Here is a 23,232-nt window from a genome sequence, read left to right as displayed (position 1 = left end):
GATCAGAAGCTCCGGGCGTAGCGGGCATAGACCGCGCGGCCGGGCATCGGATAGTCGCCCTTCTCGTAATAGGTCTTGTCCAGCAGGTTGGAGACCTCCAGCCGCAGGGCGTCGCGCGGGGTCACCGCCCAGCGCCCGCTGAGGTCCACGACGGTGAAGGTGTCGTAGAGGAAGGTCCCGCCCTTGCCGCCGGTGTAGAGATAGCCCTGGCTGTTGTCGCTGTCCCAACGCTCGCCGTTGTAGCGCGCGGTCAGGGTGGTCGAGAGGCTGCCCCCGTCGGAGACCGTGGCCGAGACATTGGCCTTCCAGTCGGCGACGTTGCGGATCGGGGAGGCGAGGCCGGCCACCACGTCCTCGGCCTTAAGGATGCGCGTGGCGCTGGCCGAGAGACCAAAGCGGCCGCCGGGCAGACCCAGATAGGACCCCGCATCGAGACTGGCCGAGCCCTCAAAGCCCCGGAAGCGCGACTGGTTGGCGTTGACATAGGTGCTTTGGCGCAGGGTGGCGGTGTTGCTGAGGATCACCGAGGTGATGCGCCCGCTGGTCTTGCTGTCGAAATAGGTGATGTCGAAGGCCAGCCGCCGATCGGCGTAGCCCAGGCCAAAATCGTAGGTGGTGTTGCGTTCGGGCTTGAGGTCGGGATTGCCGTCGGTCAGGCGACGCTGGACGCCGGCGATCTCCTCGCTCTGGCCAGCCAACTGGTTGCCCTGCGGCGGCGCGAAGGCGCGCCCGGCGGTGCCGTGCGCGCGCCAGGCGCCGCTGAGCTTGAACACCAAGCCGCCGCGCGGATTGAACACCGAAAACTCGCTCGATCCGGGCTTGAAGCTGGTCAATAGCGGCGTGGCCAGGGTCTTGGCGGTGATCCAGTCCTCGCGGCCGCCGGCCGTGACGATCAGCCGATCGTCGAAGGCCCGAAACACCGCTTCGGCGAGCAAAGCCTTGCTGTCGCGGACCTCGTTGGGGCTGCTGGGCGCCTTGGCCGCGCCGGTGGCGGTGAAGGCCTTGCGTCCCAGCTCGATCCGTTGCCAGTCGAAACCATAGGTGAGGTCCAGCATTGGCGCGATCGACCAGGTGTCCTGGATCTGTGCGCCGGCATAGTCGGTCTGGGTGTTGGCCGAGCGGTAGCGGCTGGAGGGGACCGAGGCGGTCGCCGGAACGATGGTGAGGTAGTCGTAGGCGTCGTGGCTGGCGTAGCCGACCAGGGCGACGCGGTGATTGGCGGGGCTCACGGTCAGGCGAAGGTCGCCGCCCAGCCGCTCCAGGCGGGTGTCGTTGGGGGTCTGGGGATTGAAGGAGATAGGTCCCGGGGCGCTGTTGCGCAGGCGCGCGCCGTCGATCGAGCCATCGACGCGCACGATGGGCGACAGGTCCGCGCCCAGGCGAATCCGGCCCGACAGGCGGTCATAGTCGCTGTTGGCCCGCTTGGCGCCCGATCCGGTCTTGAAGTCGTCGCCCTGGTCGGCATAGCCCAGCGAGGCGTCGAAGTCGGCGCGCTCGGTGATCGAGCCGCCGGCCGACACGTCGGCCCGCCAGGTATTGAAGCTGCCAAAGCCGATGGAGGCCAGGCCCGTCGCCGACCCCTTCGAGCGCTTGGTGATGATGTTGACCACCCCGCCCATGGCCGAGGCCCCGTAGAGCGAGGAGGCCGGCCCCTTGAGGACCTCGATGTGGTCGATGCCTTCCGGCGCGATGGTGGTGAAGCTGGTCGAGCCCGACGGGCGGCCATCGACGAGCGTCAGGGTGCGGGGATTGATCGAGAACTCGAAATCTGGCCGCAGACCTCGCAGACCCACGCCCGCCAGGCCGTTGGGATACTGGATGAGGTCGACGCCGGCGTTCTTCTTGAGGATGTCGGTGAAGTTGGCCGCCACCGTGGCCTCGATCTGGGCCTGGGTCACCACCTCGACCGAGGAGGCGACGTCCTGGATTTTTGTTCCGGCGCGGTTGGCGGTGACGACGATCTGGTCCACCCCCGAGGCCTCGTCGGCCTGGACGGTCATGGGCGCCAGGGTGGCCGACAGGGCCGTAGCGGCCAGGGCGATGGATTTGAATGGCATGAGCGTCCCCGAGAAAGTTGATGACGCTATGCAATGTTATAACGTAACTATCAAGAGGTCTGGGCGCGGCTTTGCAACCTCGTCGCCGCGAGCGACGCCGGCGCCAATATCTCAAGCTCCGTAAGGACCCGTTATGCACCCCACTGTCGCCAAAACCCTGGACTTGTCGGCGATCGGCCTGAGCGCGATCTGCCTTGTCCATTGCCTGGCCCTGCCGGTGCTGGCTCTGGCGCTGCCGTTGTTCGCCGCATGGGCGGCGGCCGAATGGGTCCATGTCCTATTCGTGATGCTCGCCGCACCCTTGGCGCTATCGGCGATGATCGATTGGCCGACCCGCCGTCCCGCATCGTGGCGAGGCTTGGCCCTGGCCATTGGCGGGTTGGCGTTGATGACGGCGGGCGCCTTGGACGTTCCAAGCGCGGCCTGGGAGCGCCCCATCACCGTTATCGGCGGCTTACTCTTGGCCGGCGGGCATATTGTGAATTTGCGCGCTCGTCACGCGAACGGCGCCTGTCGGGGTCACTGAACTCAGGTCGGTGACGTAGGATCAAGAACGGATGGTGGCGCTCTCCGTTTGCCCAACAGCGAAGGTCCCGCACGTGGAGCGGTAAGATTTCGCTCGCGCGAAGGGCCTGTTTCCGGGGCGGTGCTAGGGTCCGCTACTGGCGCCGACGAGACCATGATCTTCGCATAACAAAGCGCCGCCTGAAGCAAGTCGAGGCCATTCTGGTAGGTAGCTCATTGCCTGAAGTCCGTGCGGGCGGTGGAGCTGGCTCCGTTCAACATCCGGATCAACGCCATCGCGCCGGGGCCTTTCCTGACCAATATCGGCGAGGGCCGGCTGAAACAGCGCCCAGAGCTGCGGACGCTGTTCTCGGACATGGTCCCCCTGGGACGCCTAGCTGTCGAAGCTATGAAGGTTGTTCACCCGGGGTCGGGCTGAGAAGCTGGGGTTGCGACGCTCCAACCTCCAAGCCGGGAGACCCCGGATGAACATGCACAAGAATGCTCGGCTGACGCCTGTTGGTCGAGCCCTGATGATTTTCCGCATCGAACACCAGGGCTGGTCGGTGGCGCGGGCCGCCGAGGCCTCGGGTGTTTCCCGGCGCACGGCCAGCAAGTGGCTGCAGCGGCATCGGCGGGGCGGCGAGCGAAGGCATCACGACCGCAGCTCGGCGCCGCGCCGATGTCCGCGCAAGACGCCGGCCGGGGTGGTCGAGCAGATCGGGGTGCTGCGCCGCCAGCGGATGACTGGTCCGGCCATCGCCCAGGCCCTGGGCCTGGCCCGCTCGACGGTAGGCTTGATCCTGCGGCGACTGGGCCTGGGCAAGCTGACGGCCCTGGATCCGAAGGTCCCGATCGTCCGCTACGAACGCGCCGCGCCCGGCGAGATGATCCACCTGGACATCAAGAAGCTGGGCAAGTTCAACACCCAGGGCCACCGCGTCACCGGCGACCCTCGCCTGGGCCGCTCGCGCAAGGCCGGCTGGGACTTCCTGCACGTCTGCGTCGATGACGCCTCGCGCCTGGCCTATACCGAGGTCCTGCCGTCCGAAGGCCAGCACGATACGACCGCCTTCCTCCAACGCGCCCTGGCCTGGCTCGCCCGCCACGGCGTCACCGTCCAGCGGGTGATGACCGACAACGGCTCGGCCTATCGCTCCAAGCTGTTCGCCAAGGCCCTCCAGGCCGCCGGCGCCAGGCACGTGCGAACCCGGCCCTACACCCCTCGCACCAACGGCAAGGCCGAGCGCTTCATCCAAACCAGCCTGCGCGAGTGGGCCTATGGCCGGCCCTACGCCTGCTCGGACGACCGCGCCAAGGCCATCAAGCCCTGGACGGACGCCTACAACCTCAAGCGTCCACACGCCGGCATCAAAGGCCTCACCCCCTGGCAGCGTGTGAACAACCTTCTTGGAAACGACACCTAGCTCAGGTCGATGAAATCAAGGGTCTGGCGCTCTTGCTGGCCTCGCCCGCGGGGAGCTTCATCACCGGGACGGTGATCCCGATCGATGGCGGCGCGACCCGCGTCTCGACACGCGGGAACTACACGGCCTGGCAGCTTGCTAGGGGCCGTGCGGCGGAAAAGGTCGTGCCGCTGCAAGCAAGTGCTGGCGAGTATCCCCGCGTAACCCTACCGCTACACATAAAAAGGGAGGGGAAGTTGCCTAGGATCACGAGTTTCGTTTCCACATCTCTGTTCGCCTTGCTGGCGGCCGGGGCTGTTTCGGCCCAGACCACGACGTCCAGTGACGCGGCCCAGGCCCCGGAAGCCGTTTCGGTCGAGGAGGTGGTCGTCACCGGGTCGCGGGTGCGCACGACCTATAATTCTCCAACCCCGGTCAACGTGGTCGGCGCCGAGCGCATGCAGCAGCTGGCGATCCCGGACGTCGCCACGGCGCTGAACCAGATTCCGTCATTCCGCGCCACGGCCTCGTCCTCGACGATCCTGTTCCGCGTTAATGGGGCGATCGGCGGCAATACGCCCGACCTGCGCGGCCTGGGGACAAGCCGCACCCTGGTGCTGGTCGACGGCCGTCGCTTCGTGCCCAGCCTCGACTCCGGCGGCGTGGACCTCAACAGCGTGCCCAACGCCCTGGTCAAGCGCTCGGAAGTGGTCACCGGCGGCGCCTCGGCCGCCTACGGGGCCGACGCCGTGGCCGGCGTGGTCAACCTGATCCTCGACACCAAGTTCAACGGCTTCAAGGCCGACGCCAGCATCGGCCGCAGCGAGCACGGCGATGGCGAGAACTACTTCTTCTCGGCGGCGGGCGGCAAAGGCTTCGCCAGCGACCGCGGCCACATCATCGGCGGCTTCGAGTACCGGAAGGACGAGGGCGTCGGCAACTGCTTCACCCGCGACTGGTGCGCCAAGCTGACCAACTTCGTGCCCAACCCGGGCTATATCGGGGGCGTCAGCACCAACGGCCTGCCCGCCACCCTGGTGCTGGACAACGTCTACTTTGTCTACGCCCCGACCGGGGTGCTGCTGAGCGCCGTCCAGACCGTGGGCGGGGTCAAGACGACCCTGGGCCAGCAGGTCAACAACACCGGCGCCACCGCCCTTCCTGCCGCCCTGCGCGGCCTGCAGTTCAACACCGCCGGCGACGCCCTCGTGCCGTTCCAGTTCGGCAACTACCTCAGCGGCACATTCATGCAGGGCGGCGACGCGGCCGCCAGCAACAACTGGGGCTGGGGCAACCCGCCGCTGGTCGCGCCGACCTCGCACGCCTCGGGGATGGTCCATGTCGACTACGACCTGACCCCCAAGGTCCAGGCGTTCGGCGAGTTCATCTACAGCCAGACCAAGGGTGGCCCGGTGCGCACCTCGGTGCTGCTGCAGGCTCCGGCCGGCGGCGCCAATGGCATCGATATCAACAACCCGTTCATCTCGCCGACGGTGCGGGCCCAGATCCTGGCGGCCAATCCGAACATCACGGCGATCAACGTCAACACCGCCGTGGCCCAGGGCGGCGACACGGTGGTGGCGTCCAGCACCAACGACATCTATCGCTTCGTCGCCGGCGTGAAGGGTGAGCTCTTCAAGGACTGGCGCTGGGACGCATCGTACGAATACGGCCAGACCGACAGTGAGACGGTCGTCAAGAACACGCGCCTGGCCTCGTTCGACACCCAGGCGACCAACGCCATCACGCCGCCGGCCGGCTATACCGGCACGATCTACCGCACGCCTTGGGGCGCGCCGGTAATCTGCGCCTCGTCCGTGGCCAACCCCGCCGACGGCTGCCTGCCGGTCGACCTGTTCGGCGCGAACCTCAGCCCCGACGCCAAGGCCAAGTACTTCAAAGACGAATGGATGACCCGCAAGATCACCCAGCATGACGTCATGCTGAACGTGCGCGGTTCGCTGTTCAGCCTGCCGGCCGGCCCCGTCCAGGTCGCGTTCGGCGGCGAGTTCCGTCGCGACGAGGTGTCGGGCGACGTCGACACGCTGACCAAGACCGGACAGTTCGCCGCGCCGCAGGTCACGGCCCTGCCGGCGGTGCTGAGCAAGGTCACCGAAGGCTATGTCGAGGCCAACATCCCGCTGCTGGCCGACCTGCCGCTGGCCAAGAGTCTGTCAGTCGACCTGACCGGCCGCGCCACCCACTACAGCCGTTTCGGCAACGCCAAGCCCTGGAAGGTCGGCGTCGAGTATCAGCCCAGCGACCAGATCCTGGTGCGCGTCACCCGCTCGGCCGACATCCGGGCGCCGTCCGCGGCGGAGTCCAATCCCAACACGGTACAGACCTTCCTGCCGCTCAACGACCCGTTCAGCGGGACCAACCACCTGATCGGCGCCCTGGCCGGCGGCAATCCCAACCTGCAGCTGGAACGGGCCAAGACCACCACGGCTGGCGTCGTGCTCAAGCCTGAGTTTCTGTCGGGCTTCCACGCCTCGGTGGACTGGTACGACATCACGGTGCGCAACGCGATCGACTCGGTCTCGGCCCCGAACATCCTGTCGGCGTGCGCCAGCAAGAACCTGCTCTGCAACTTGATCACCTTCAGCGGCGCGGCCAAGGCCAGCCCGGTGACGTCGGTGCTGTCCAACTTCCAGAACGTCGCCGAACTGCACGCCGAGGGCTACGAGTTCCAGTCCGACTACACGATCCCGGACGTCGTGGGCGGGATCATGACCTTCCAGCTCAACGCCAACTATGTGAAGGATCTGAAGTCGATCGGCGGCACGGGCCTGGTCACCCGGATGAACGGCGTCACGGGCAACGCTGGTTCGCTGGCCGGCATCGCCGGCGTGCCGAAGTACAAGGTGGACGGCGTGGTCGCCTACAGCCGTCCGGGTTGGGGCCTGGCCGCGCACCTGCGCTACATCCCCAAGAGCATCCTGGACCCGACCAAGGTCGGGCCCGAGGACGCGGGCTACAACGTCAACTTGGCCACCAGCGTCACCACCAACCGGGTCAGCTCGCGGTTCTATCTGGACCTCTCGGGTTCGGCCCAGCTGCCGTCGCTGTTCGGCAGCAGCAAGACCGAGCTCTACGGCGGGATCACCAACGTGCTCGACGAGGCCCAGCCACCCGAGCTGCGCCTGTTCGGCAACCCGCTGCAGTACGACACGGTCGGCCGCGCGTTCCGTATCGGCGTCCGGGCCGCCTGGTAGGCGCTGGCCCGCTCGAAGACGGCGCTACTCTCCTTCCTCCCCGGGGCGGCGCTGTTCTTCTCTTCCAACCCCGATGCGGCCCTACCGCATCGGGGTTTCTTTGTGCGCGGCGGACGCGGGCGACAAAAAAGCGCCCGCCGGCAAGGGCGGGCGCTGGAGTGGGGAAATAGGGTCTGGCGAGGCTACCAGGCCGCTTCGTAGATGGTCCGGACGTCCGCTTCGGTGAGGACCCGGGGGTTGCGATCCAACAGGCGGGTGACCTTCATGGCCGCGGTGGCCATGCGCGGGATGGCGTCGCGCGCGATCCCGAAGTCCGACAGCCGGCGCTTGATCCCGCAGGCGTCGGCCAGGGCGATGACGCGCTCGACGCCGGCCAGGGCGTCGGCCATCGGATCGCCGGAGGATGCGACGCCCAACGCCTCGGCGATCGCCGCGTAGCGCGCGGGAGAAGCCTCGATGTTCAGGCGCAGGACATGCGGCAGCAGCAAGGCGTTGGCCACGCCGTGGGCGATGTGGAATTCGCCGCCCAGCGGATAGGCCAGGGCGTGCACCGCCGCGGTGTTGACCGGACCCAGGCACAGGCCGCCGTAATAGCCGGCGATCATCATCGCCGATCGGGCGTCCAGGTCCTCGCCGTTCTTACAGGCGCGCTCCAGGTTCTGGGCGATCAGACGAATGCCGCCCAGGGCATAGACGTCGATCATCGGGTGGGCGAAGCGATTGGCGTAGGCCTCGATGCAGTGGGTGAGGGCGTCAAGGCCCGTCGCGGCTGTCACCGAGGGCGGCATGGTCACGGTCAGGGCCGGATCCAAATAGGCCGCATCGGGCACCAGGTGGGGGCTGACAACGCCCTTCTTCAGGTCCTCGTCCTCGTCGCCCAGGATGGCGATCGGCGTGACCTCGCTGCCGGTGCCGGCGGTCGTCGGCACGCAGGCCAGCCACAGCGGCCGACCTGCGACCAGGTCAGTTCCGAGCACGTCCATGATGCCCTGGCGGCCGTCGAACAGGGCCGCGACCAACTTGGCCACGTCCATGGCGCTGCCGCCGCCCAGGCCGACGACGGCGTCGGCCGCGCAGGCGCGGGCGGCGGCCAGGGCCGCATCGAATTCCTTGAGGGTCGGCTCGCCGGCCAGATCGCGCCAGAGCGTGGCGCAGACGCCTTCGGCCTCCAGCGCCTCGACCAACGGCCGGCACAGGAACAGGGTCGGCTGGGTGGTGACGATGAACACCGATCGCGCGCCGCGGCTCACAAGATCCGCCGCGCATTTCGCCAAGGCTCCGGGGCCGAACGTGAGCGCGCCCACATTGACCATGCTCACGAGCCTCTGTTTCCCCGACCCCATCACGCAAGCTTTCCTGTTGTCCGTTTGGAAAAGGAGTAGGACCGGCCAGGGGCCGGGACTTGCTCATAGAGGCAGCCCGACTTGCACCGGGCCGGGCCAACGCCTTGAAAAACCACCGGTGTCGCCGCGCGGAAAGATTGGCGCCGTTGAGGGCAAGGCCTGGCGCCAGAAGCGGTTTACGGGGAGCGGCTGTTCTCTCGCGAGGACGTTCCAGGCATGATACTCAACGTCGTGATCTCTCGAGGAGGCCCGCGTGGCTCGCCGATCTTCTGTCCGGCACGGTGACGACACCCTGGCGCCCGAAGGCGAGGTGCTCGATCGGGCCGAGGCTGGCCGGCGGCGCATCCGGCGCGCGCCTGGCTTCGTCGAGGAGGTCTTCGAGGTCATCCGGGCCGATATCATGTCCTTGGCCATCCCGCCGGACACACGGATTTCGATCGACAGCCTGGCGCGGCGTCTGGACGTCTCCCAGACACCCATCCGCGAAGCGCTCAGCATGCTGGAAGCCATCGGCCTGGTCACCAAGCGCCACTTCGTCGGCTATTGCAGCGCGCCGCAGCTGAACCGCCGCGAGCTGGACCAGCTCTACGAGGTGCGCCTGCTGATCGAACCCTTCGCCGCCCGTCGCGCGGCCGAGCAGATGGACGACCATGCGATGGCCGACCTGGTCGCCCTGGCCGACGCCATGACGCCGGGCGAGTCGCGCCAGTCCTACGACAAGTTCGCCGACCAGGATTCTGAGCTGCACGACCTGATCGCGACCGGCAGCGGCAATCCGATCATCCGCGACACCCTGTCGCGCCTGCACTCGCACCTGCACATCTTCCGCCTGCGCTTCCACAGCGAGGTGACGACCGAAGCGGTCAACGAGCACGCGGACCTGATCGCGGCCCTGACCGCACGCGATCCCGACGCGGCCGAAAAGGCGATGCGCGAGCACATTCAGCGCTCCTATGCCCGGGTGGTGCCGTTCGCGGACGAATAGGTCCCGAACAAAAGGAAGAATTACAATCGACTAGTGCTTTTCGTCGACGGGCCCCGCGGCTCGCGCGGCGCGTTCGCACATGCCTGTAGCGGCACAAAAAGCGCCGCAATACGAAAGCGTCGAAAATGCCGCTTCTCATATTTCCTATATGATATAGGAAAGGGGTCAGGGAGGGCACACTCCCGGCTAGGGGAGGCGCTGAATGAACGTCTTCAACACCAACGATCTGACAGGGCGCGCCGCGCCCGGCGGCTGGGCGGGCCTGTTCGCCAGCCAGATCGAGGCCATGGAATTCAAGCCGGCCAGGCCCGACGCCTTCATGGCCGAGCTGGCCGGCAGCGACCTGGGGCCGCTGCACATCGCGCGGCTCACCTGCGGTCGCACCACCGTCGAGCGCGGCGCCGCGCAGATCGCCCACAAAGGCGCTTCGACCTACCTGCTGATGCTGCAGGTGCGCGGCGAGGCCGAGGTCAGCCACTATGGCAACACCACGACCCTGGCCGAGGGCGACTTTGTCCTCTGCGACAGCGGCGCACCGCTGAAAATCCGCTTCTCGGGCGATGTCGAGACCCTGATCCTGAAGGTCGCGGCCTCGACCCTGCGGGACTATCTGCCTTCGCCCGAAGGGTTTTGCGGCCGAGCCTTGCGCGCCGACGAGGGATTGACCGCCGCCGCGGCCGCCATGGCGCTGAACCTGTTCGGTCGCCTGGAGGCGGGTCTGTCGCTGCACTACCAAGACCGGGTCGCGCGCCAATTGCTGGACATCGTCGCCACGGCCTACGCCCTGGCCTTCGACACCTCCAACGCCCGCTCATCGGTGGTCAGCGGCCGCTGCGCGGCGGTGAAACTCTATATCGAGCAGCATCTGCGCGATCCAGAGCTGACGCCATGCGGGGTGGCGGCGGGCACGAAGCTTTCGACGCGCTATCTTCGGATGATCTTCGCCAGCGAGAACGAGACGGTGTCGGCCTACATCCTGCGCCGAAGGCTGGAGCAATGCGCCCGTCAGATCGCCGACCCGGCTTGGCGCGGCCATTCGATGACCGAGATCGCCTTCGGTTGGGGCTTCAACAGCGCTCCGCACTTCACCCGCACCTTCCGCGACCGCTTCGGTCTCCCGCCGCGCGAGTACCGTCGGCTGAAGCTGGAGGAAGAGGGCGGCGCCTTCGGCGCGCGGACGCGTCGCGCGGCCTGATGCAACGTACAGACATGGGGTTGAGCTTGACTACGATGGAAGTCCACCGGGCCTCTCTTGCGCGACCGGAGCTGCTCCGCTCGCGGGCCTATTACGCGGGCGCATGGCGGAGCGCGGAGAGCGGCGAGATGGTCGCGGTGACCGATCCGTTCTCGGGCGAGACCCTGGCCGAAGTGGCCTGCGTCGGCGAGCGGGAAATCCGAGCCGCCATCGTGGCGGCGGAGACCGCGTTCGCGACCTGGTCGCGGACCCTGAACCGCGACCGCGGTCTGCTGCTGCGTCGCTGGCTGGAACTGATCGAGCGCGACAAGGAAGACCTGGCCCGCTTGATCACGTTGGAAAACGGCAAGCCCCTGAAGGAGGCCCGGGCGGAGGTCGCCTATGGCGCCAGCTTCATCGAGGTCTATGCCGATATGGCGGCCGGCGTCCTGGGCGAAATCCTTGCGCCCAACGCTCCTGGCCGCCGGCTGATGGCCGAGCGCGAACCGGTCGGGGTGTGCGCGGCGATCACGCCGTGGAACTTTCCTATGGCCATGCTGACGCGCAAGATCGCGCCAGCCCTCGCGGCGGGCTGCACGATAGTCTGCAAGCCGGCCAGCGAGACCCCGCTGACCGCCCTGGCCCTGGCGGCCCTGGCCGAGGAGGCCGGGATCCCGCCGGGCGTCCTCAGCGTGCTGGTCAGCGCCCCGGCGCTGTTCGGCGACATCGTCACCAGCTCGAGCGTGGTGCGCAAGATCACCTTCACCGGCTCCACGCCCGTTGGGGCCAGGCTGATGGCGGCCTCGGCCCCGACCATCAAGCGCCTGTCGCTGGAGTTGGGCGGCAACGCGCCGCTGCTGGTCTTCGACGACGCCGACCTCGACGCGGCCGTCGAGACGGCCATGGTCGCCAAGTTCCGCAATGGCGGCCAGAGCTGCATCGCCGCCAACCGGATCTATGTCCAGCGCGGCGTCTACGACGCCTTCCTCTCGGCCTTCCAGGCCCGGATCGAGGCGTTGAGGGTCGGTGACGGCCTCGACCCGGCCACCGACATCGGGCCGCTGATCAGCGCCCGCGCGGTCGAGAAGGTCGAGCGACATCTCGACGAGGCGGTGGCCGGCGGCGCCCGCCGCGTCACGGGCGGCAAGGCCGAGTCGGGCCTGCTCTCGCCGCCGACCCTGGTCGCCGACGTGGCCAGCGACGCCCTGCTGACCCGCGAGGAGACCTTCGGCCCTCTCGCCGGAGTGATCCCGTTCAAGACCTATGATCAGGCCATCGCCCGGGCCAACGACACACCCTTCGGTCTGGCCGCCTATGTCTGCTCGACCCGGCCAGAGACCATCGCCCGGGCTGGACGCGACCTGGAGACCGGCATGGTCGGGATCAACACCGGCCTGATCTCGACGGCCGCCGCGCCGTTCGGCGGGGTGAAGTCGTCGGGGATTGGCCGCGAGGGCTCGCACCACGGCCTCTCGGAGTATCTGAACTACAAATATCTGTGCCAGGCTGGCCTTTAAGGCCAGGGGGAGTGTCGACGATGCGTCAGAACAAGAAGATCATCATCACCTGCGCGCCGACCGGCTCGATCCATACGCCGTCGATGTCGCCGCATCTGCCGATCACCCCAGACCAGATCGCCAACGCGGCCATCGAGGCGGCGGCGGCCGGCGCTTCGATCCTGCATCTGCACGCGCGCGATCCTGTCGACGGTCGCCCCAGCCCCTCGGCCGAGCACTTCGGGGCCTTCCTGCCGCGCATCAAGCAAGCCACCGACGCGGTGATCAATATCTCGACCGGCGGCAGTTCGACCATGACCCTTGATGCGCGCCTGGAGGCGGCCTTCGCCTTCAAACCCGAGGTCTGCTCGCTGAACATGGGCCCGCTGATCTTCGACTTCAGCGGCGCCGGCGCACGCGTCGAGCATTGGCGGCATGAGTGGGAGCGCGAGTACGTCGAAACCTCGCGCGGCAGGATCATGTACAACGACAACGCCTATATCGAGCGCATCATGCGCGAGATCGGCCAGGGCCTCGGCACGCGCTTTGAGTTCGAGTGCTACGATATCGGCCATCTCTACACACTGGCGCACTTCGCCGAGCGCGGGCTGATCAAGCCGCCGTTCCTGATCCAGGGCGTGTTCGGAATCCTGGGCGGCATCGGACCGGACGTGCGCAATTTGGCCCACATGGTCACGGTCGCCGACAGCCTGTTCGGCGACGACTACGTGTTCTCCGCCTTCGCCGCCGGCCGTCACCAAATGCCGTTCTGCACCCAGAGCGCGCTCCTGGGCGGTAACGTCAGGGTGGGGCTGGAAGACAGCCTCTATATCGGCCGCGGCGAGCTGGCGACGTCCAACGCCGAGCAGGTGACCAAGATCCGCACGATCATCGAGGCCCTGGGCCTGGATGTCGCCAAACCCGACGAGGCCCGCCAGATGCTGGACCTCAAGGGCGGCGACGCGGTCGGCTTCTAGAACGACACTGGAAGGAACACGATCATGACGGACAAGGGCGTCTTCCTGGTGACCGGCGGCAGCCGCGGGATCGGCGAGGCCATCGCCCGCTCGGCGGCGGCGGAAGGTTATTTCGTGCTGCTGACCTATGTCGGCCAAGCCGACCGGGCGCGGGGCGTGGTCGAGACCATCCGCGCGGCGGGCGGCCAGGCCGACGCCGTGCGGGCCGACACCGGTGTCCCGGCCGACGTGGCCCGGATGTTCGAGGCGGCGGATCAGCATGGCCGGCTCTCGACCCTGGTCTACAACGGCGGCATCACCGGCGGCGTGGGCCTGCTGGCCGACCAGACCGACCAGACCCTGGAGCACGTCATCGCGGTCAATCTCACCGGCGCTCTGATCAGCTGCCGCGAGGCTGTGAAGCGGATGTCGACACGGCTGGGCGGGCAGGGCGGCGCGATCGTCCTGCTCTCGTCACGCGCCGCGACCCTGGGCTCGCCGAACCAGCACCTGTGGTACGCCGCCTCGAAGGGCGGGGTCGACAGCCTCAATCTGGGCCTGGCTCGCGAGGTGGCGGGCGAGGGGATCCGGGTCAACTGCGTCTCGCCAGGCCCGATCGCCACTGAGATCCACGCGCCGGGCCGCCTGGAGGCGATCCGCGACTCCCTGCCGATGAAGCGTGAAGGCACGCCCGAGGAAGTGGCCGCCGCCGTGATGTTCCTGGTGTCGGAGGCGGCGTCGTACGTCGCCGCCGCCAACATCGAAGTCGCGGGCGCGCGCTGACCGTGACCGTCGAGGCGCCCATCGTCGACTGCCACGCGCACGTCTTCACGCGGGATCTGCCGCTGATCGCCGACGCCTGGAACGCGCCGGCCTATGACTACACGCCTCAGGACTATCTGGCCGCGCTGGACCACCACGGCGTCCATTTCGGCGTCCTGTCGGGCCTGAGCATCTCGGGGACCTACAACGCGTACACGATCGCCGCGGCCAAGCTGAGTCCGCGCCTGCGCGCGACCGCGATCGTGGAGCCCGGCGCCGATCCCTACGTCTTGCGTCAGATGCGCGACGACGGTGTGGTCGGCATCCGCTTCCAATTGGTCCGCAAGGCCGCGCCGCCCGACTTCACCGACGAGGCCTACCGCCTGCTGTTGCGTCGCGTGCGCGATCTGGACTGGCACGTCCATCTCGCGATCGAGGGCGAGCGGATGCAGCCAACCCTGGCGGCGCTGGAAGCCTCCGGCGTCAAGCTCGTCCTGGACCACTTCGCCCATCCCGAGCCTGACAAGGGCGTCGCCTGTCCGGGCTTCCAGTCGGCGATCGACGCCGTGCAGCGCGGCAAGGCCTGGATCAAGCTGGCCGCCGGTTTCCGCCTAGGCGGACCGGACGCCTGGCGCGAGCCGGACCTGCCGCGCGCCGAGGCCATCGCGCAGGCCGCCGCCGCCGAGCTGATGAGCCGCGTCGGGCCCGAGCGCCTGCTGTGGGGCAGCGACGCGCCATTCGTTGGCTACGAGGGCTGCATGACCTACGACCGCGCCCTCGCCCAGCTTCAGGCCTGGGCGCCCGACCCGGCGACACGGCGGGCGCTCTCGGACACGGCGCTGCGGTTCTACTTCGCCTGAGGCGGCAAATTTCGGCGCCCGTCAAGACAAGTTCCCGGACGCTCGCGCGATACGCTGGATCGGATACGGTCCTGACCAACAAGAGACGCGGGACCTCCCGCGCGGAGCAGAGGATGGAACGCCCATGATGGCCTGGTACCGCGAGGCGGACCGCAAGACCCGTCGCGTCTTCTGGACGTGCGGCGCCGGCTGGGCGATGGACAGCGCCGACGGCCTGGTCTTCCAGTACATGATCCCAGTGCTGGTCGCCGCCTTCGGCATGACCCTGGCCGAAGCCAGCTACATCGCCTCGGCCAACTACATCGCCGCCGCCTTGGGCGGCTGGCTGGGCGGCTGGCTCAGCGACCGGTTCGGCCGGGCCCGCATCCTGCAGCTGACCATCCTGTGGTTCTCGTTCTTCTCGTTCGTCTCGGGCTTCGCCCAGAACTACGAGCAGCTGTTCGCCGCGCGGATCCTGCAGGGGATCGGCTTCGGGGCCGAGTGGGCGGTCGGCGCTGTGCTGCTGGGCGAGATGATCGCGCCCAAGCATCGGGGCAAGGCGCTGGGCGTCGTGCATAGTGGCGCGGCGATCGGCTCGGGGATCGCCGCGCTGCTGGCCGGCCCGTTCGCCGCCATGTTCCCAGCCGACATCGGCTGGCGCGCGGTGTTCTGGATCGGCCTCTTGCCGGCGCTGCTGGTGTTCTTCGTACGTCGGGGCTCGGACGATCCCGAAATCTACCGCGCCGCCCAGCGGCGCGCCGCCGAGACCGGCCGCAAGCCGATGATCGCCGACATCTTCGGCAAGCGCGTCCTGCGCACCACCGTCCTGGCTTCGCTGTTGTCGCTGGGCACGCAAGGGGCGGCCTTCGCCATCAGCGCCTACCTGACCAGCTTCCTGACCTTGGAGCGCCACATGAGCGTCTCCCTGGCCGGGACGTGCGTGATGATCAACAGCGCCGGCGGATTCTTCGGCTTCCTGGTCAACGCTTATATCTCCGACCGGATCGGACGCCGCGGTGCGTTCCGCCTGTTCGGCGTCGGCTTCATCCTGTCGGCGGCGATCTACCTGTTCGCCCCGGTGGGCGACGCCGCCGCCTTCCTGATCCCGGCCGGCTTCGTCTACGGCTTCTTCCAATTCGGCATCTACGCCTCGTTCGGCCCGTACTTCACCGAGCTCTTCCCCACCGAGGTGCGCGCGACGGGCCAGGCCTTCGCCTACAACCTGGGCCGCGGCGGCAGCGCGCTGCTGATCACCGGGGTGGCCATCCTGGCCAAGACCCTGCCGCTGAGCGTGGCCATGGCCGTGCTGGCGATCCTCGCCATGACCGGCTCGTTCCTGACCACCCTGCTGCTGCCCGAAACGGTCGGGCGCGAACTGCACAGCCTGGATGACGACCCCGCCGCCGAGGCGGCGGGCAAGCAACAGCGCCCTGTCGAGCAAGACGCCGTCCCCGCGCCCAATACGGTCGGCTGAGACCTTTCTTAAGGACCCGATAGATGTACGATCCCAAGCTTGCCGAACTGACCTTTGAGCTGCAACAGCAGCTGGCCGACTACTGGCACGAAATCGACACCAACGGCGGCCGCCAGGCCCACGGCTATTACACCGACGACGCTGTATTCCACGGCCAGAAAGCGTCGTACGAGGGCAAGGACAAGATTCAGGCCTTCTACGACTGGCGCATCGCCCAAGGGCCGCGCCTGGCCGTCCACAGCTTCACCAACTTCCGCGCCTGGTTCACCGGCGAGGATACGGCCGAGAGCAGTTGCTACCTCTTCCTGTACGCCGCCAACGGCGAGAAGACCCTGCGGAGCGAGCCGCCCATCTCGATCTCGATGGCCACGGACAAGTACCAGCGCGTCGGCGACCGCTGGCTCTGCACCTATCGCCGGTTCGAGCACTGGTTCGAGGGCGACACGCCCATCACCAACCCCAAGCTCTGATCAGCGCCCCAGAAGAGAGGTCGACCGATGTCCACCATGTACGCCGACGCGGATCCCCGCTCGAAACTGGCGACCGCTACGGCCGCCGCCCCGCCGACCAACACCGACGGCTTCGGCGCCTCGTCCTATGCCCTGTTTGGCGAAAACCCGCCGCAGATCGACGACGATACCGGCCGCACCTGGCTGACGCGCGGGGCCAACTTCATCGTCGCCTACACCCTGGCCAAGCCAGGCGCGATGCTCGAGCGCAAGGACCAGGTCGACGAGTACGTGCTGCTGATCGAGTCCCCGGAGCCCCGGGCGCTGATCAAGGCCGGCGGCGAGACGGTCGAGATGACGGGCGAGCACATCGCCTTCATCCCACCGGGCGACAGCCGCATCGAGCTGCCCGAAGGCGGCGAGATCGTGCGGTTGTTCACCACGGCCTCGGAGGACCTCGTGGCCCTCTGCTCGAACGTCGAGACCTACGCGAACGGCGCGCCGCACATCCCGCCGCTGGTCCGCTGGCCCGATCCGCCGGGCGGCTTCAAGGTTCGCGAGTATTCGCTGAACGTCCCCGCCAAGGAGGGGCGTTTCGGCCGCATCTGGCGCTGCACGACGTTCATGATCAACGTGTTCGAGCCGGCCGCGCCGCGTGATCCTAACAAGCTGTCGCCTCACTTCCATGACGACTTCGAGCAGGGGTCGCTGGCCCTGGGCGGCAGCTTCGTCCATCACCTGCGCTGGCCGTGGACCGCCAAGCTGTCGGACTGGCGCGATGACGAGCACGTGACGTGTCCGGCGCCATCGATCGCGGTGATCCCGGCCAGGGCGATCCACACCTCGGCCTCGGTCGCGCCAGGCATGGGCAATCTGCTGGTCGACATCTTCTCGCCGCCGCGCAAGGATTTCTCCGACATGGCCGGATGGGTGCTGAACGCCGAAGATTACCCCGCGCCGACGGAAGCCTGATGCACCCTCACAGTGAGATCCAGCGTCGGTTCCGCCAGCGTCTCGAGGGCCGTGAACGGTTGCTCGGCACGTTCCTGAAGACCGCCACCGGCCACGCCACCGAGATCCTGGGCGGCGCGGGCTTCGACTTCGTGGTGGTCGACGCCGAGCACGCGCCGTTTTCGACGAGCGACATCGACCTGATGATGCTGGCCGCCCGCGCGGCCGGTATCCCCAGCGTGGTTCGCGTGGCGTCCAGCGACGAGCACCACCTGCTGCAGGCGTTGGACTGTGGCGCGGCGGGGGTGCTCACGCCGCATGTGACCAGCGCCGCCAAGCTGCGCGAGATCGTCTCGGCCTGCCGCTATCACGGCGGCGCGCGAGGCTTTTCCAACTCGCCGCGGGCGGGGGAGTTCGGGGCGAGGGGCTTTTCCGACCACATGGCCAACGCCGATGCCTCAACGTCGATCATCGCCATGATCGAGGACCCCGAGGCGATCGAGCAACTGGACGAGATCTTCACGGTCGAGGGCCTGACGGCGGCCTTCATCGGACGCGGCGACCTGTCGGCGCGGCTCGGCGCGCCGACCGTCAGCGATCCGATAATCGCCGAGGTGGTGGCGCGGATCACCAAGGCCGCGCGCAGACACAACGTCCCGCTGATCGCCCACGTCGGCTCGGGCGCCGATCCCGACGTGGCCCGGCTAGGGGAGGCGGGGGTGACCGGCTTCCTGATTTCGTCCGACCAAGGCCTGCTGCGCCAGGGCGCCTTGGCCGCGCGCGAGGCTTTCGACGGTCAGGCCTGATGGACAAGCTTTTTGACACCCACGCCCATCTGATCGCCGACGACTGGACGCGCTATCCGGCCCGGCCGTTCACGCCTGACCTGCCGGTCCCCGATCGCCCGAGCTACAGCGTCACGGTCGACGCCCTGATCGGCATGATGGACGCGCACCAGGTCGAGCGCGCCTGCCTCGTCCAGCGCGGCCACGTCTACGGCTACGACAACAGCTATATCCTGGACGCCGCGCACGAGCATCCCGGGCGGCTGCACCCCGTCGTCATCTTGGACACTCAGGACCCCCAGACCCCGGCGCTCTATCGCGAGATGGTCCGTGATCACCACTGCCGTGGCTTCCGGATGGCCAACGCCCGGCCCTGGCTGCTGGACACGGCCTGGATGAGCTCGCCAGCGGCCATGGAGGTCTGGAAGGCCTGCGCCGATCTCGGCACGCCGATGACCATGATCATGTTCATGAATCAGCTGCCGTACCTGCTGCCCCTGGTGAAGATCATCGCCCGGCGGTTCCCGGACCTGCCGATCCTGCTGGACCACGGCGCCATGCCGTTCGGTATGACCCAGTACGAGGTCAAGCTGGCGGAGGAGGCGGGCGAGACGGTGGTCATGCCGCCGGCCCCGGACTTCGGCATTGACCGCACGATCAGGATCTTCGAGGAGGTCCCAAACGTCCATTTCAAGTTCACCGAGATCAATTTCGAGCGTTGCGTCGCCGCGGACGTGCGCGCCGCGCGGATCGTCCGACGCATGGTCGACAGCTTCGGACCCGACCGCCTGATGTGGGGGTCGGATATCGGCCAAAGCATGCGCTGGACCTATGCCGAGAAGACGCGGATGGCCTTTGAGGCGACCGATTTCTTGAGCCCGGAAGAGCGTCGCAATGTCCTGCACGGCAATGCGCTCCGCCTTTACAGCCTTTAGAATTCTATCGTCGAAGCTCCCGAATTGGAATGGTAGCTAACAGCCGCGGATGTCTAGTTGCCGGAAGACAGGCAATGTCGGCTAGTGGCGCTGCCCGGCCGCGAAATACTTCCCGACTTGTGCCGCATGGCGAGCTGCGCACTTGACGGCTACCGGGCCGAGCCGAGCTCGTGCCGACGTTTGACCCTTTGCGGTGGCGGCGCGTTGGTGAAGATTGGAGGTGACGGCGGGGCGGGATTACGGTTTGGCATGACACGCGAGACGATGGTCAACGGCCTGGGCCTAGTCTCGACCTGCGTCTGCCTGCTGCTGGTCGTGTTCCTCCTGTCGGCGCGGTCGAAGATCGCGACCGCCAACCGCTTCCTGGCGGGATTCCTGATCCTGACCGCCCGGCTTTCGGCGGACGTCTCTTGATGGTGCTGGACGGGGTTGGCTGGCGGAGAGGGTGGGATTCGAACCCACGGTGCCCTTCCAGGCACGCCGCATTTCGAGTGCGGTACATTCGACCACTCTGCCACCTCTCCAGGCCGCCGGTCCAGGAGGCTTTTGGGCCTCCCGAGGTCGAGGGCGCGATGTCTAACGGCGTCGCCGCCGGGACGCAAGCCCTTCCGTCGCGCTTTTTTCGGATCAGCCTTTTGGTCGCAGAATCATCTGGGTGCAGCGGAAAAGGGCGATGGTCTTGCCGGTGGTTTCGTTGGTCACCACGGCGTCCCAGACCTGGGTGTTGCGGCCGCCATGGACCAGCTTGGCCTCGACCGCCACGCCGCCTTCGCGGGCGGTGCCCAGGAAGTTCGACTTCAGCTCGATGGTGGTGAAGCTGGACCCGCCCTCGGGCAGGGAGATCATGCAGCCATAGCCGCTGGCCGAGTCGGCCAGGGCGATGACGCTGGCGGCGTGCAGGAAGCCATTGGGGGCCATGTGCCGCTTGTCGACGTCGAAGCGGCCCTTCACCAGGCCCGGCCTGGCCTCCAGCCATCGCAGACCCAGCAGGTCGGGCAGGGAGCCGGCCTGGCCGGCGGTCAGGGCTTCGCTGAAATCCTCGGCCACGCGTCATCTCCACTAAGTTTCGCACGCGAAGCTTATGGGGCGGGCGCGGCGGCGCCAAGTGCGTTCCCAAAGAAAACGGATATTAAAGCTTGTTGAGGTCCACCAGCGGGAAGCGCGGGCCGCTCTCGGGCTCGGACGGCAGCTTGCCCGAGCGGATGGCCACGCGCAGGGCGGCGGGCGCCAGCACCGGGTCGGGCAGGAAGGCGTCGGCGGCGGTGCGCAGGGCGATGAAGTCCAGCCGGTCGATCTTGTCGTTCAGCTGGATGTTGGCGGTCCTTTCCTCGGCGATGGTCGACTCGCAGGTCTCGCCCACGCAGACGCCCGGCAGCACGCGGGTCCGCGGCGGCAGGCTGAGGAACTTGCGGGCGTCGTCCCAGGCCTTGCCGGGGTCGGCGCCGGGAATGTCGCAGCGGCCCGCGCCTTCGCCGGGCGACAGCATCAGGTCGCCGGTGAACAGCACGTCGCCCATACGATAGGCCACGGCGCCGGGCAGGCGGCCGGTCAGGGCGATCGGGGTGAACTCGACCCCGCCCATCGGGAAGGACTCGCCGTCCTGGGCCAGCTTGTCGAAGTCCCAGCCGTCGAGGTCGACCATGGTCTCGCCGAACTTGGGGGCCAGGCGCTTGAGGCTGTCGACGACGCCGGCGCCGATGCAGACCGAGGCGCCGGTCTCGTATTTCAGGTGGCCGGCGGCGGAGACGTGGTTGGCGTGCAGCCCGGTCTCGAGGATCCAGGTAGGACCCAGGTCCTTGGCGCGGATGTCGGCGATGATCTGGTCGACGAAGCTGGTGTCGACGGCTTCCGTCACCGGATCGAAGTCCAGCACGGGGTCGACGATGGCGCAGAGGAAGGTGGCCGGATCGACGATCAGATAGGTCACCGTCCCCGTCGCGGGATGGCGATATGTGGTGATTTCCGGCTGCATCAAAAAGCCTCGGGCGCCCAAGGCCGGCAACATGACGGCCAAGCCGTTAAACATCCGCGAACAGCGGCGCCGCTTTCGACGAATTCGCGACCGACTAGCGGATACCGGCGGCCGAACACGGATGGGCCCCGTCGCGCAGGCCTTCGACCCATAGCGGCTCGACATAACGGCCGCCGTCGCGGAAGCCGGGAGCGCAGCCGTCCGGAGTGGAGTCGCCACGGCCTGGGCCGCCCGACATGACCGACAGGGCGACCGACTGCCGCGAGCCGCCGCGCGCGCGGCCATAGCCGGGGCCGTAGCCGTATCCGGATCCATAGCCGCCACCGTAGTAGCCGCCGCCATAGTACGGGTCGGCGTAGTAGCCGCCGTGCTTGCCAAAGTCGGTCTTGGAGACGGCGATGCCGACGGTGGTGTTCTCGCCGACCGGGAACAGGCCCGTGGCGTAGACGCTGCGATAGCCGCCGGTGCCGACCGACACGCCCATCGAGCCGTGGACCTTGCGCTTGCCGTCCTCGTCGCGGTCATCCGAGAGGGCGGCGGGCAGCAGGCCGCGGCGGCCGTCGTCCATCGGGGGCGAAGCGTAGATGAAATTGTCGATCTGCTGCTGGGTGGTCAGCGGCGGCGTGGTGGTGGTCGCGACCGGCGCCGGCGGCGCCTGGGCGGCCAGGGCTTCGGCGCTGGGCTTGGCCTGGGCCGTGGCGATCACTTCGTCGTCGGGCGTCGCCGCCAGCGCGGGACCAGCGAGCGTAGCGGCGAAAGCGATGATCGCGAGATAGGGCCGCATGGTACGCTCCACGATAACGAGGCTGGCACCCTAGAGCGCCATGCCAGCGCAATTAGGGCGCTTTTGTTGCCACGTGGCAAGCTTGGCCCATCCCGAGGATATGGGCCGTGATCAGAGGGTTTCCAAGTCGGCCTGCAGCGCCGCCATGTCGGCGGGCGGGGGTGTCTCGAAACGCAAGGTCTGGCCCGTGACCGGGTGGACGAAACCCAGCACCGCCGCGTGCAGCGCCTGGCGCCCGAGGCCCGCCGCCGCGATCATCTCACGCACCGCTTGGGCCGGCTGGCTGGCGCCATAGACGGGGTCGGCCAGGCACGGAGAACCCTTGCTGGCCATGTGGACGCGGATTTGGTGGGTGCGGCCGGTCTCCAGCCGGCAAGCCACGCGAGCGGCCAGCGGCCGCTCCAGCGGTCCAAAGAAAGCCTCGACCTGGTAGTGGGTGATCGCCCGCCGGCCGCCAGCGCGCAGCACGGCCATCTTCTTGCGGTCGCCGGGCGAGCGGCCGATCTGGGTGTCGATCGTGCCCGAGGCGGGCGAGGGCGCGCCGCGCGTCAGGGCGACGTACAGCCGGTCGATATCGTGGGTCGAGAACAGCTTCGACAGGCCCTGGTGCGCGACGTCGCTCTTGGCCGCGACCATGACGCCCGAGGTGTCCTTGTCCAGGCGGTGGACAATGCCCGGCCGCGCCACGCCGCCGATCCCCGACAGGCTGTCGCCACAGTGATGCAAAAGCGCGTTGACCAGGGTGCCGTCCGGCGTGCCCGGGGCCGGGTGAACGGCCATGCCGGCCGCCTTGTCGACCACGATCAGGTGTTCGTCCTCGTAGAGGATCGTCAACGGGATGGCCTGGGCCTCCGGCTCGGCCGGGGCGGGCGGCGGAACCTCCAGTACGTAGGTCCCGGCCTTGGCCTTGCGCGAGGCGTCGTTCACCGGCTGGCCGTCGAGGCTCAGGCGGCCCTCGCCGATCAGGGCCTGCAGGCGGGCGCGGGAGATGTCGGGGAACAGCGGGGCCAGCACCTTGTCCAGCCGCTGGCCGGCCAGGCTGTCGGGCAGGTCGGCGGTCAGGCTGTGTCCGTCGCCCACGGGCGAGGCATCCCCGTCCAGGACGTCGTCATCCAGTGTGTCGTCCGCGCCATTCACCGGGGGTT

22 protein-coding genes and 1 tRNA gene are annotated in these 23,232 nt (G+C 68.0%); 16 read left to right on the top strand and 7 right to left on the bottom strand.

Annotation, left to right across the window (positions count from 1 at the left end; genetic code table 11):
- Positions 1-2: 2 nt before the first annotated feature.
- Positions 3-2,057, bottom strand: a complete 2,055-nt coding sequence (locus ACW173_RS03475) for a TonB-dependent receptor (protein WP_492083493.1) — start codon at positions 2,055-2,057, stop codon at positions 3-5.
- 133 nt (positions 2,058-2,190) lie between these two features.
- Here ACW173_RS03475 and ACW173_RS03470 point away from each other — a divergent pair, with 133 nt between their 5' ends.
- From ACW173_RS03470 to ACW173_RS03455, 4 genes are all read left to right on the top strand, one after another.
- Positions 2,191-2,583 (top strand): MerC domain-containing protein, encoded by a 393-nt coding sequence (locus ACW173_RS03470; protein ID WP_492083492.1) that lies wholly within the window; start codon positions 2,191-2,193, stop codon positions 2,581-2,583.
- A gap of 228 nt (positions 2,584-2,811) precedes the next feature.
- A complete protein-coding gene (locus ACW173_RS03465) occupies positions 2,812-3,000 on the top strand; it encodes an SDR family oxidoreductase (RefSeq protein ID WP_492083491.1) in 189 nt (62 codons plus the stop codon).
- A gap of 46 nt (positions 3,001-3,046) precedes the next feature.
- Positions 3,047-3,988 carry an IS481 family transposase gene (locus ACW173_RS03460; RefSeq protein WP_492081504.1) on the top strand — a complete coding sequence of 314 codons (942 nt, stop codon included), beginning with the start codon at positions 3,047-3,049 and terminating at the stop codon, positions 3,986-3,988.
- A gap of 236 nt (positions 3,989-4,224) precedes the next feature.
- The gene (locus ACW173_RS03455) at positions 4,225-7,182 is read left to right on the top strand and encodes a TonB-dependent receptor domain-containing protein (RefSeq protein ID WP_492083490.1); all 2,958 of its coding nucleotides are present in this window, start codon (positions 4,225-4,227) and stop codon (positions 7,180-7,182) included.
- 182 nt (positions 7,183-7,364) lie between these two features.
- On the opposite strand, the gene ACW173_RS03450 is transcribed toward ACW173_RS03455, so the two are convergent.
- Positions 7,365-8,495: an iron-containing alcohol dehydrogenase gene (locus tag ACW173_RS03450; RefSeq protein ID WP_492085887.1), complete on the bottom strand. Its 1,131-nt coding sequence runs from the start codon at positions 8,493-8,495 to the stop codon at positions 7,365-7,367.
- 283 nt (positions 8,496-8,778) lie between these two features.
- Between ACW173_RS03450 and ACW173_RS03445 the strand changes: the two genes are divergently transcribed.
- The 12 genes from ACW173_RS03445 (at position 8,779) to ACW173_RS03390 (ending at position 19,745) form a co-directional block, all read left to right on the top strand.
- Entirely contained in the window at positions 8,779-9,510 is a 732-nt protein-coding gene (locus ACW173_RS03445) for a GntR family transcriptional regulator (RefSeq protein WP_492083489.1), read from the top strand.
- 202 nt (positions 9,511-9,712) lie between these two features.
- Positions 9,713-10,705 carry an AraC-like ligand-binding domain-containing protein gene (locus ACW173_RS03440; RefSeq protein ID WP_492083488.1) on the top strand — a complete coding sequence of 331 codons (993 nt, stop codon included), beginning with the start codon at positions 9,713-9,715 and terminating at the stop codon, positions 10,703-10,705.
- A complete protein-coding gene (locus ACW173_RS03435; protein WP_492083487.1) occupies positions 10,705-12,201 on the top strand; it encodes an NAD-dependent succinate-semialdehyde dehydrogenase in 1,497 nt (498 codons plus the stop codon). Before ACW173_RS03440 ends, ACW173_RS03435 begins: the two co-directional genes overlap by 1 nt.
- Positions 12,202-12,221: 20 nt before the next feature.
- Positions 12,222-13,157, top strand: a complete 936-nt coding sequence (gene kce, locus ACW173_RS03430) for a 3,5-dioxohexanoate:acetyl-CoA acetone transferase (RefSeq protein WP_492083486.1) — start codon at positions 12,222-12,224, stop codon at positions 13,155-13,157.
- Between the two features lie 24 nt (positions 13,158-13,181).
- A complete protein-coding gene (locus ACW173_RS03425; RefSeq protein WP_492083485.1) occupies positions 13,182-13,919 on the top strand; it encodes an SDR family oxidoreductase in 738 nt (245 codons plus the stop codon).
- A gap of 2 nt (positions 13,920-13,921) precedes the next feature.
- Positions 13,922-14,758, top strand: a complete 837-nt coding sequence (locus ACW173_RS03420; protein WP_492083484.1) for an amidohydrolase family protein — start codon at positions 13,922-13,924, stop codon at positions 14,756-14,758.
- Positions 14,759-14,882: 124 nt separating this feature from the next.
- Positions 14,883-16,211, top strand: a complete 1,329-nt coding sequence (locus tag ACW173_RS03415; protein WP_492083483.1) for an MFS transporter — start codon at positions 14,883-14,885, stop codon at positions 16,209-16,211.
- Between the two features lie 23 nt (positions 16,212-16,234).
- Positions 16,235-16,681, top strand: coding sequence for a nuclear transport factor 2 family protein (locus ACW173_RS03410; RefSeq protein ID WP_492083482.1), 447 nt, complete (start codon positions 16,235-16,237; stop codon positions 16,679-16,681).
- Between the two features lie 27 nt (positions 16,682-16,708).
- Positions 16,709-17,632 (top strand): cupin domain-containing protein, encoded by a 924-nt coding sequence (locus tag ACW173_RS03405; RefSeq protein WP_492083481.1) that lies wholly within the window; start codon positions 16,709-16,711, stop codon positions 17,630-17,632.
- Complete coding sequence (locus ACW173_RS03400) at positions 17,632-18,417, top strand: HpcH/HpaI aldolase family protein (RefSeq protein ID WP_492083480.1); 786 nt, start codon at positions 17,632-17,634, stop codon at positions 18,415-18,417. Before ACW173_RS03405 ends, ACW173_RS03400 begins: the two co-directional genes overlap by 1 nt.
- A complete protein-coding gene (locus ACW173_RS03395; RefSeq protein WP_492083479.1) occupies positions 18,417-19,331 on the top strand; it encodes an amidohydrolase family protein in 915 nt (304 codons plus the stop codon). The genes ACW173_RS03400 and ACW173_RS03395 overlap by 1 nt, the downstream gene beginning before the upstream one ends.
- 249 nt (positions 19,332-19,580) lie before the next feature.
- On the top strand, positions 19,581-19,745 hold the full coding sequence (locus ACW173_RS03390) for a hypothetical protein (protein WP_492083478.1): 165 nt from the start codon (positions 19,581-19,583) through the stop codon (positions 19,743-19,745).
- A 20-nt stretch (positions 19,746-19,765) separates the two neighbouring features.
- Here ACW173_RS03390 and ACW173_RS03385 read toward each other — a convergent pair.
- The 5 genes from ACW173_RS03385 to ACW173_RS03365 form a co-directional block, all read right to left on the bottom strand.
- Positions 19,766-19,855, bottom strand: a tRNA-Ser gene (locus ACW173_RS03385).
- A gap of 103 nt (positions 19,856-19,958) precedes the next feature.
- The gene (locus tag ACW173_RS03380; protein WP_492083477.1) at positions 19,959-20,378 is read right to left on the bottom strand and encodes a PaaI family thioesterase; all 420 of its coding nucleotides are present in this window, start codon (positions 20,376-20,378) and stop codon (positions 19,959-19,961) included.
- An 82-nt stretch (positions 20,379-20,460) separates the two neighbouring features.
- Positions 20,461-21,306 carry an MBL fold metallo-hydrolase gene (locus ACW173_RS03375; protein ID WP_492085885.1) on the bottom strand — a complete coding sequence of 282 codons (846 nt, stop codon included), beginning with the start codon at positions 21,304-21,306 and terminating at the stop codon, positions 20,461-20,463.
- Positions 21,307-21,397: 91 nt separating this feature from the next.
- On the bottom strand, positions 21,398-22,087 hold the full coding sequence (locus ACW173_RS03370) for a hypothetical protein (protein WP_492083476.1): 690 nt from the start codon (positions 22,085-22,087) through the stop codon (positions 21,398-21,400).
- A 111-nt stretch (positions 22,088-22,198) separates the two neighbouring features.
- The gene (locus ACW173_RS03365) at positions 22,199-23,224 is read right to left on the bottom strand and encodes an RluA family pseudouridine synthase (protein ID WP_492085883.1); all 1,026 of its coding nucleotides are present in this window, start codon (positions 23,222-23,224) and stop codon (positions 22,199-22,201) included.
- Positions 23,225-23,232: the final 8 nt, after the last annotated feature.

The organism is Caulobacter sp. ALps2 (assembly GCF_058681635.1).
The sequence above is the reverse complement of the archived record's forward strand: the minus strand, read 5'-3'. Positions and strand labels throughout refer to the sequence as shown.

Coding starts and splice junctions, on each gene's coding strand:
- ACW173_RS03475 (WP_492083493.1), bottom strand. CDS start 2,057: ATGCCATTCAAATCCATCGCCCTGGCCGCTACGGCCCTGTCGGCCACC.
- ACW173_RS03470 (WP_492083492.1), top strand. CDS start 2,191: ATGCACCCCACTGTCGCCAAAACCCTGGACTTGTCGGCGATCGGCCTG.
- ACW173_RS03460 (WP_492081504.1), top strand. CDS start 3,047: ATGAACATGCACAAGAATGCTCGGCTGACGCCTGTTGGTCGAGCCCTG.
- ACW173_RS03450 (WP_492085887.1), bottom strand. CDS start 8,495: ATGGTCAATGTGGGCGCGCTCACGTTCGGCCCCGGAGCCTTGGCGAAA.
- ACW173_RS03440 (WP_492083488.1), top strand. CDS start 9,713: ATGAACGTCTTCAACACCAACGATCTGACAGGGCGCGCCGCGCCCGGC.
- ACW173_RS03435 (WP_492083487.1), top strand. CDS start 10,705: ATGCAACGTACAGACATGGGGTTGAGCTTGACTACGATGGAAGTCCAC.
- kce (WP_492083486.1), top strand. CDS start 12,222: ATGCGTCAGAACAAGAAGATCATCATCACCTGCGCGCCGACCGGCTCG.
- ACW173_RS03425 (WP_492083485.1), top strand. CDS start 13,182: ATGACGGACAAGGGCGTCTTCCTGGTGACCGGCGGCAGCCGCGGGATC.
- ACW173_RS03415 (WP_492083483.1), top strand. CDS start 14,883: ATGATGGCCTGGTACCGCGAGGCGGACCGCAAGACCCGTCGCGTCTTC.
- ACW173_RS03410 (WP_492083482.1), top strand. CDS start 16,235: ATGTACGATCCCAAGCTTGCCGAACTGACCTTTGAGCTGCAACAGCAG.
- ACW173_RS03405 (WP_492083481.1), top strand. CDS start 16,709: ATGTCCACCATGTACGCCGACGCGGATCCCCGCTCGAAACTGGCGACC.
- ACW173_RS03400 (WP_492083480.1), top strand. CDS start 17,632: ATGCACCCTCACAGTGAGATCCAGCGTCGGTTCCGCCAGCGTCTCGAG.
- ACW173_RS03395 (WP_492083479.1), top strand. CDS start 18,417: ATGGACAAGCTTTTTGACACCCACGCCCATCTGATCGCCGACGACTGG.
- ACW173_RS03390 (WP_492083478.1), top strand. CDS start 19,581: ATGACACGCGAGACGATGGTCAACGGCCTGGGCCTAGTCTCGACCTGC.
- ACW173_RS03370 (WP_492083476.1), bottom strand. CDS start 22,087: ATGCGGCCCTATCTCGCGATCATCGCTTTCGCCGCTACGCTCGCTGGT.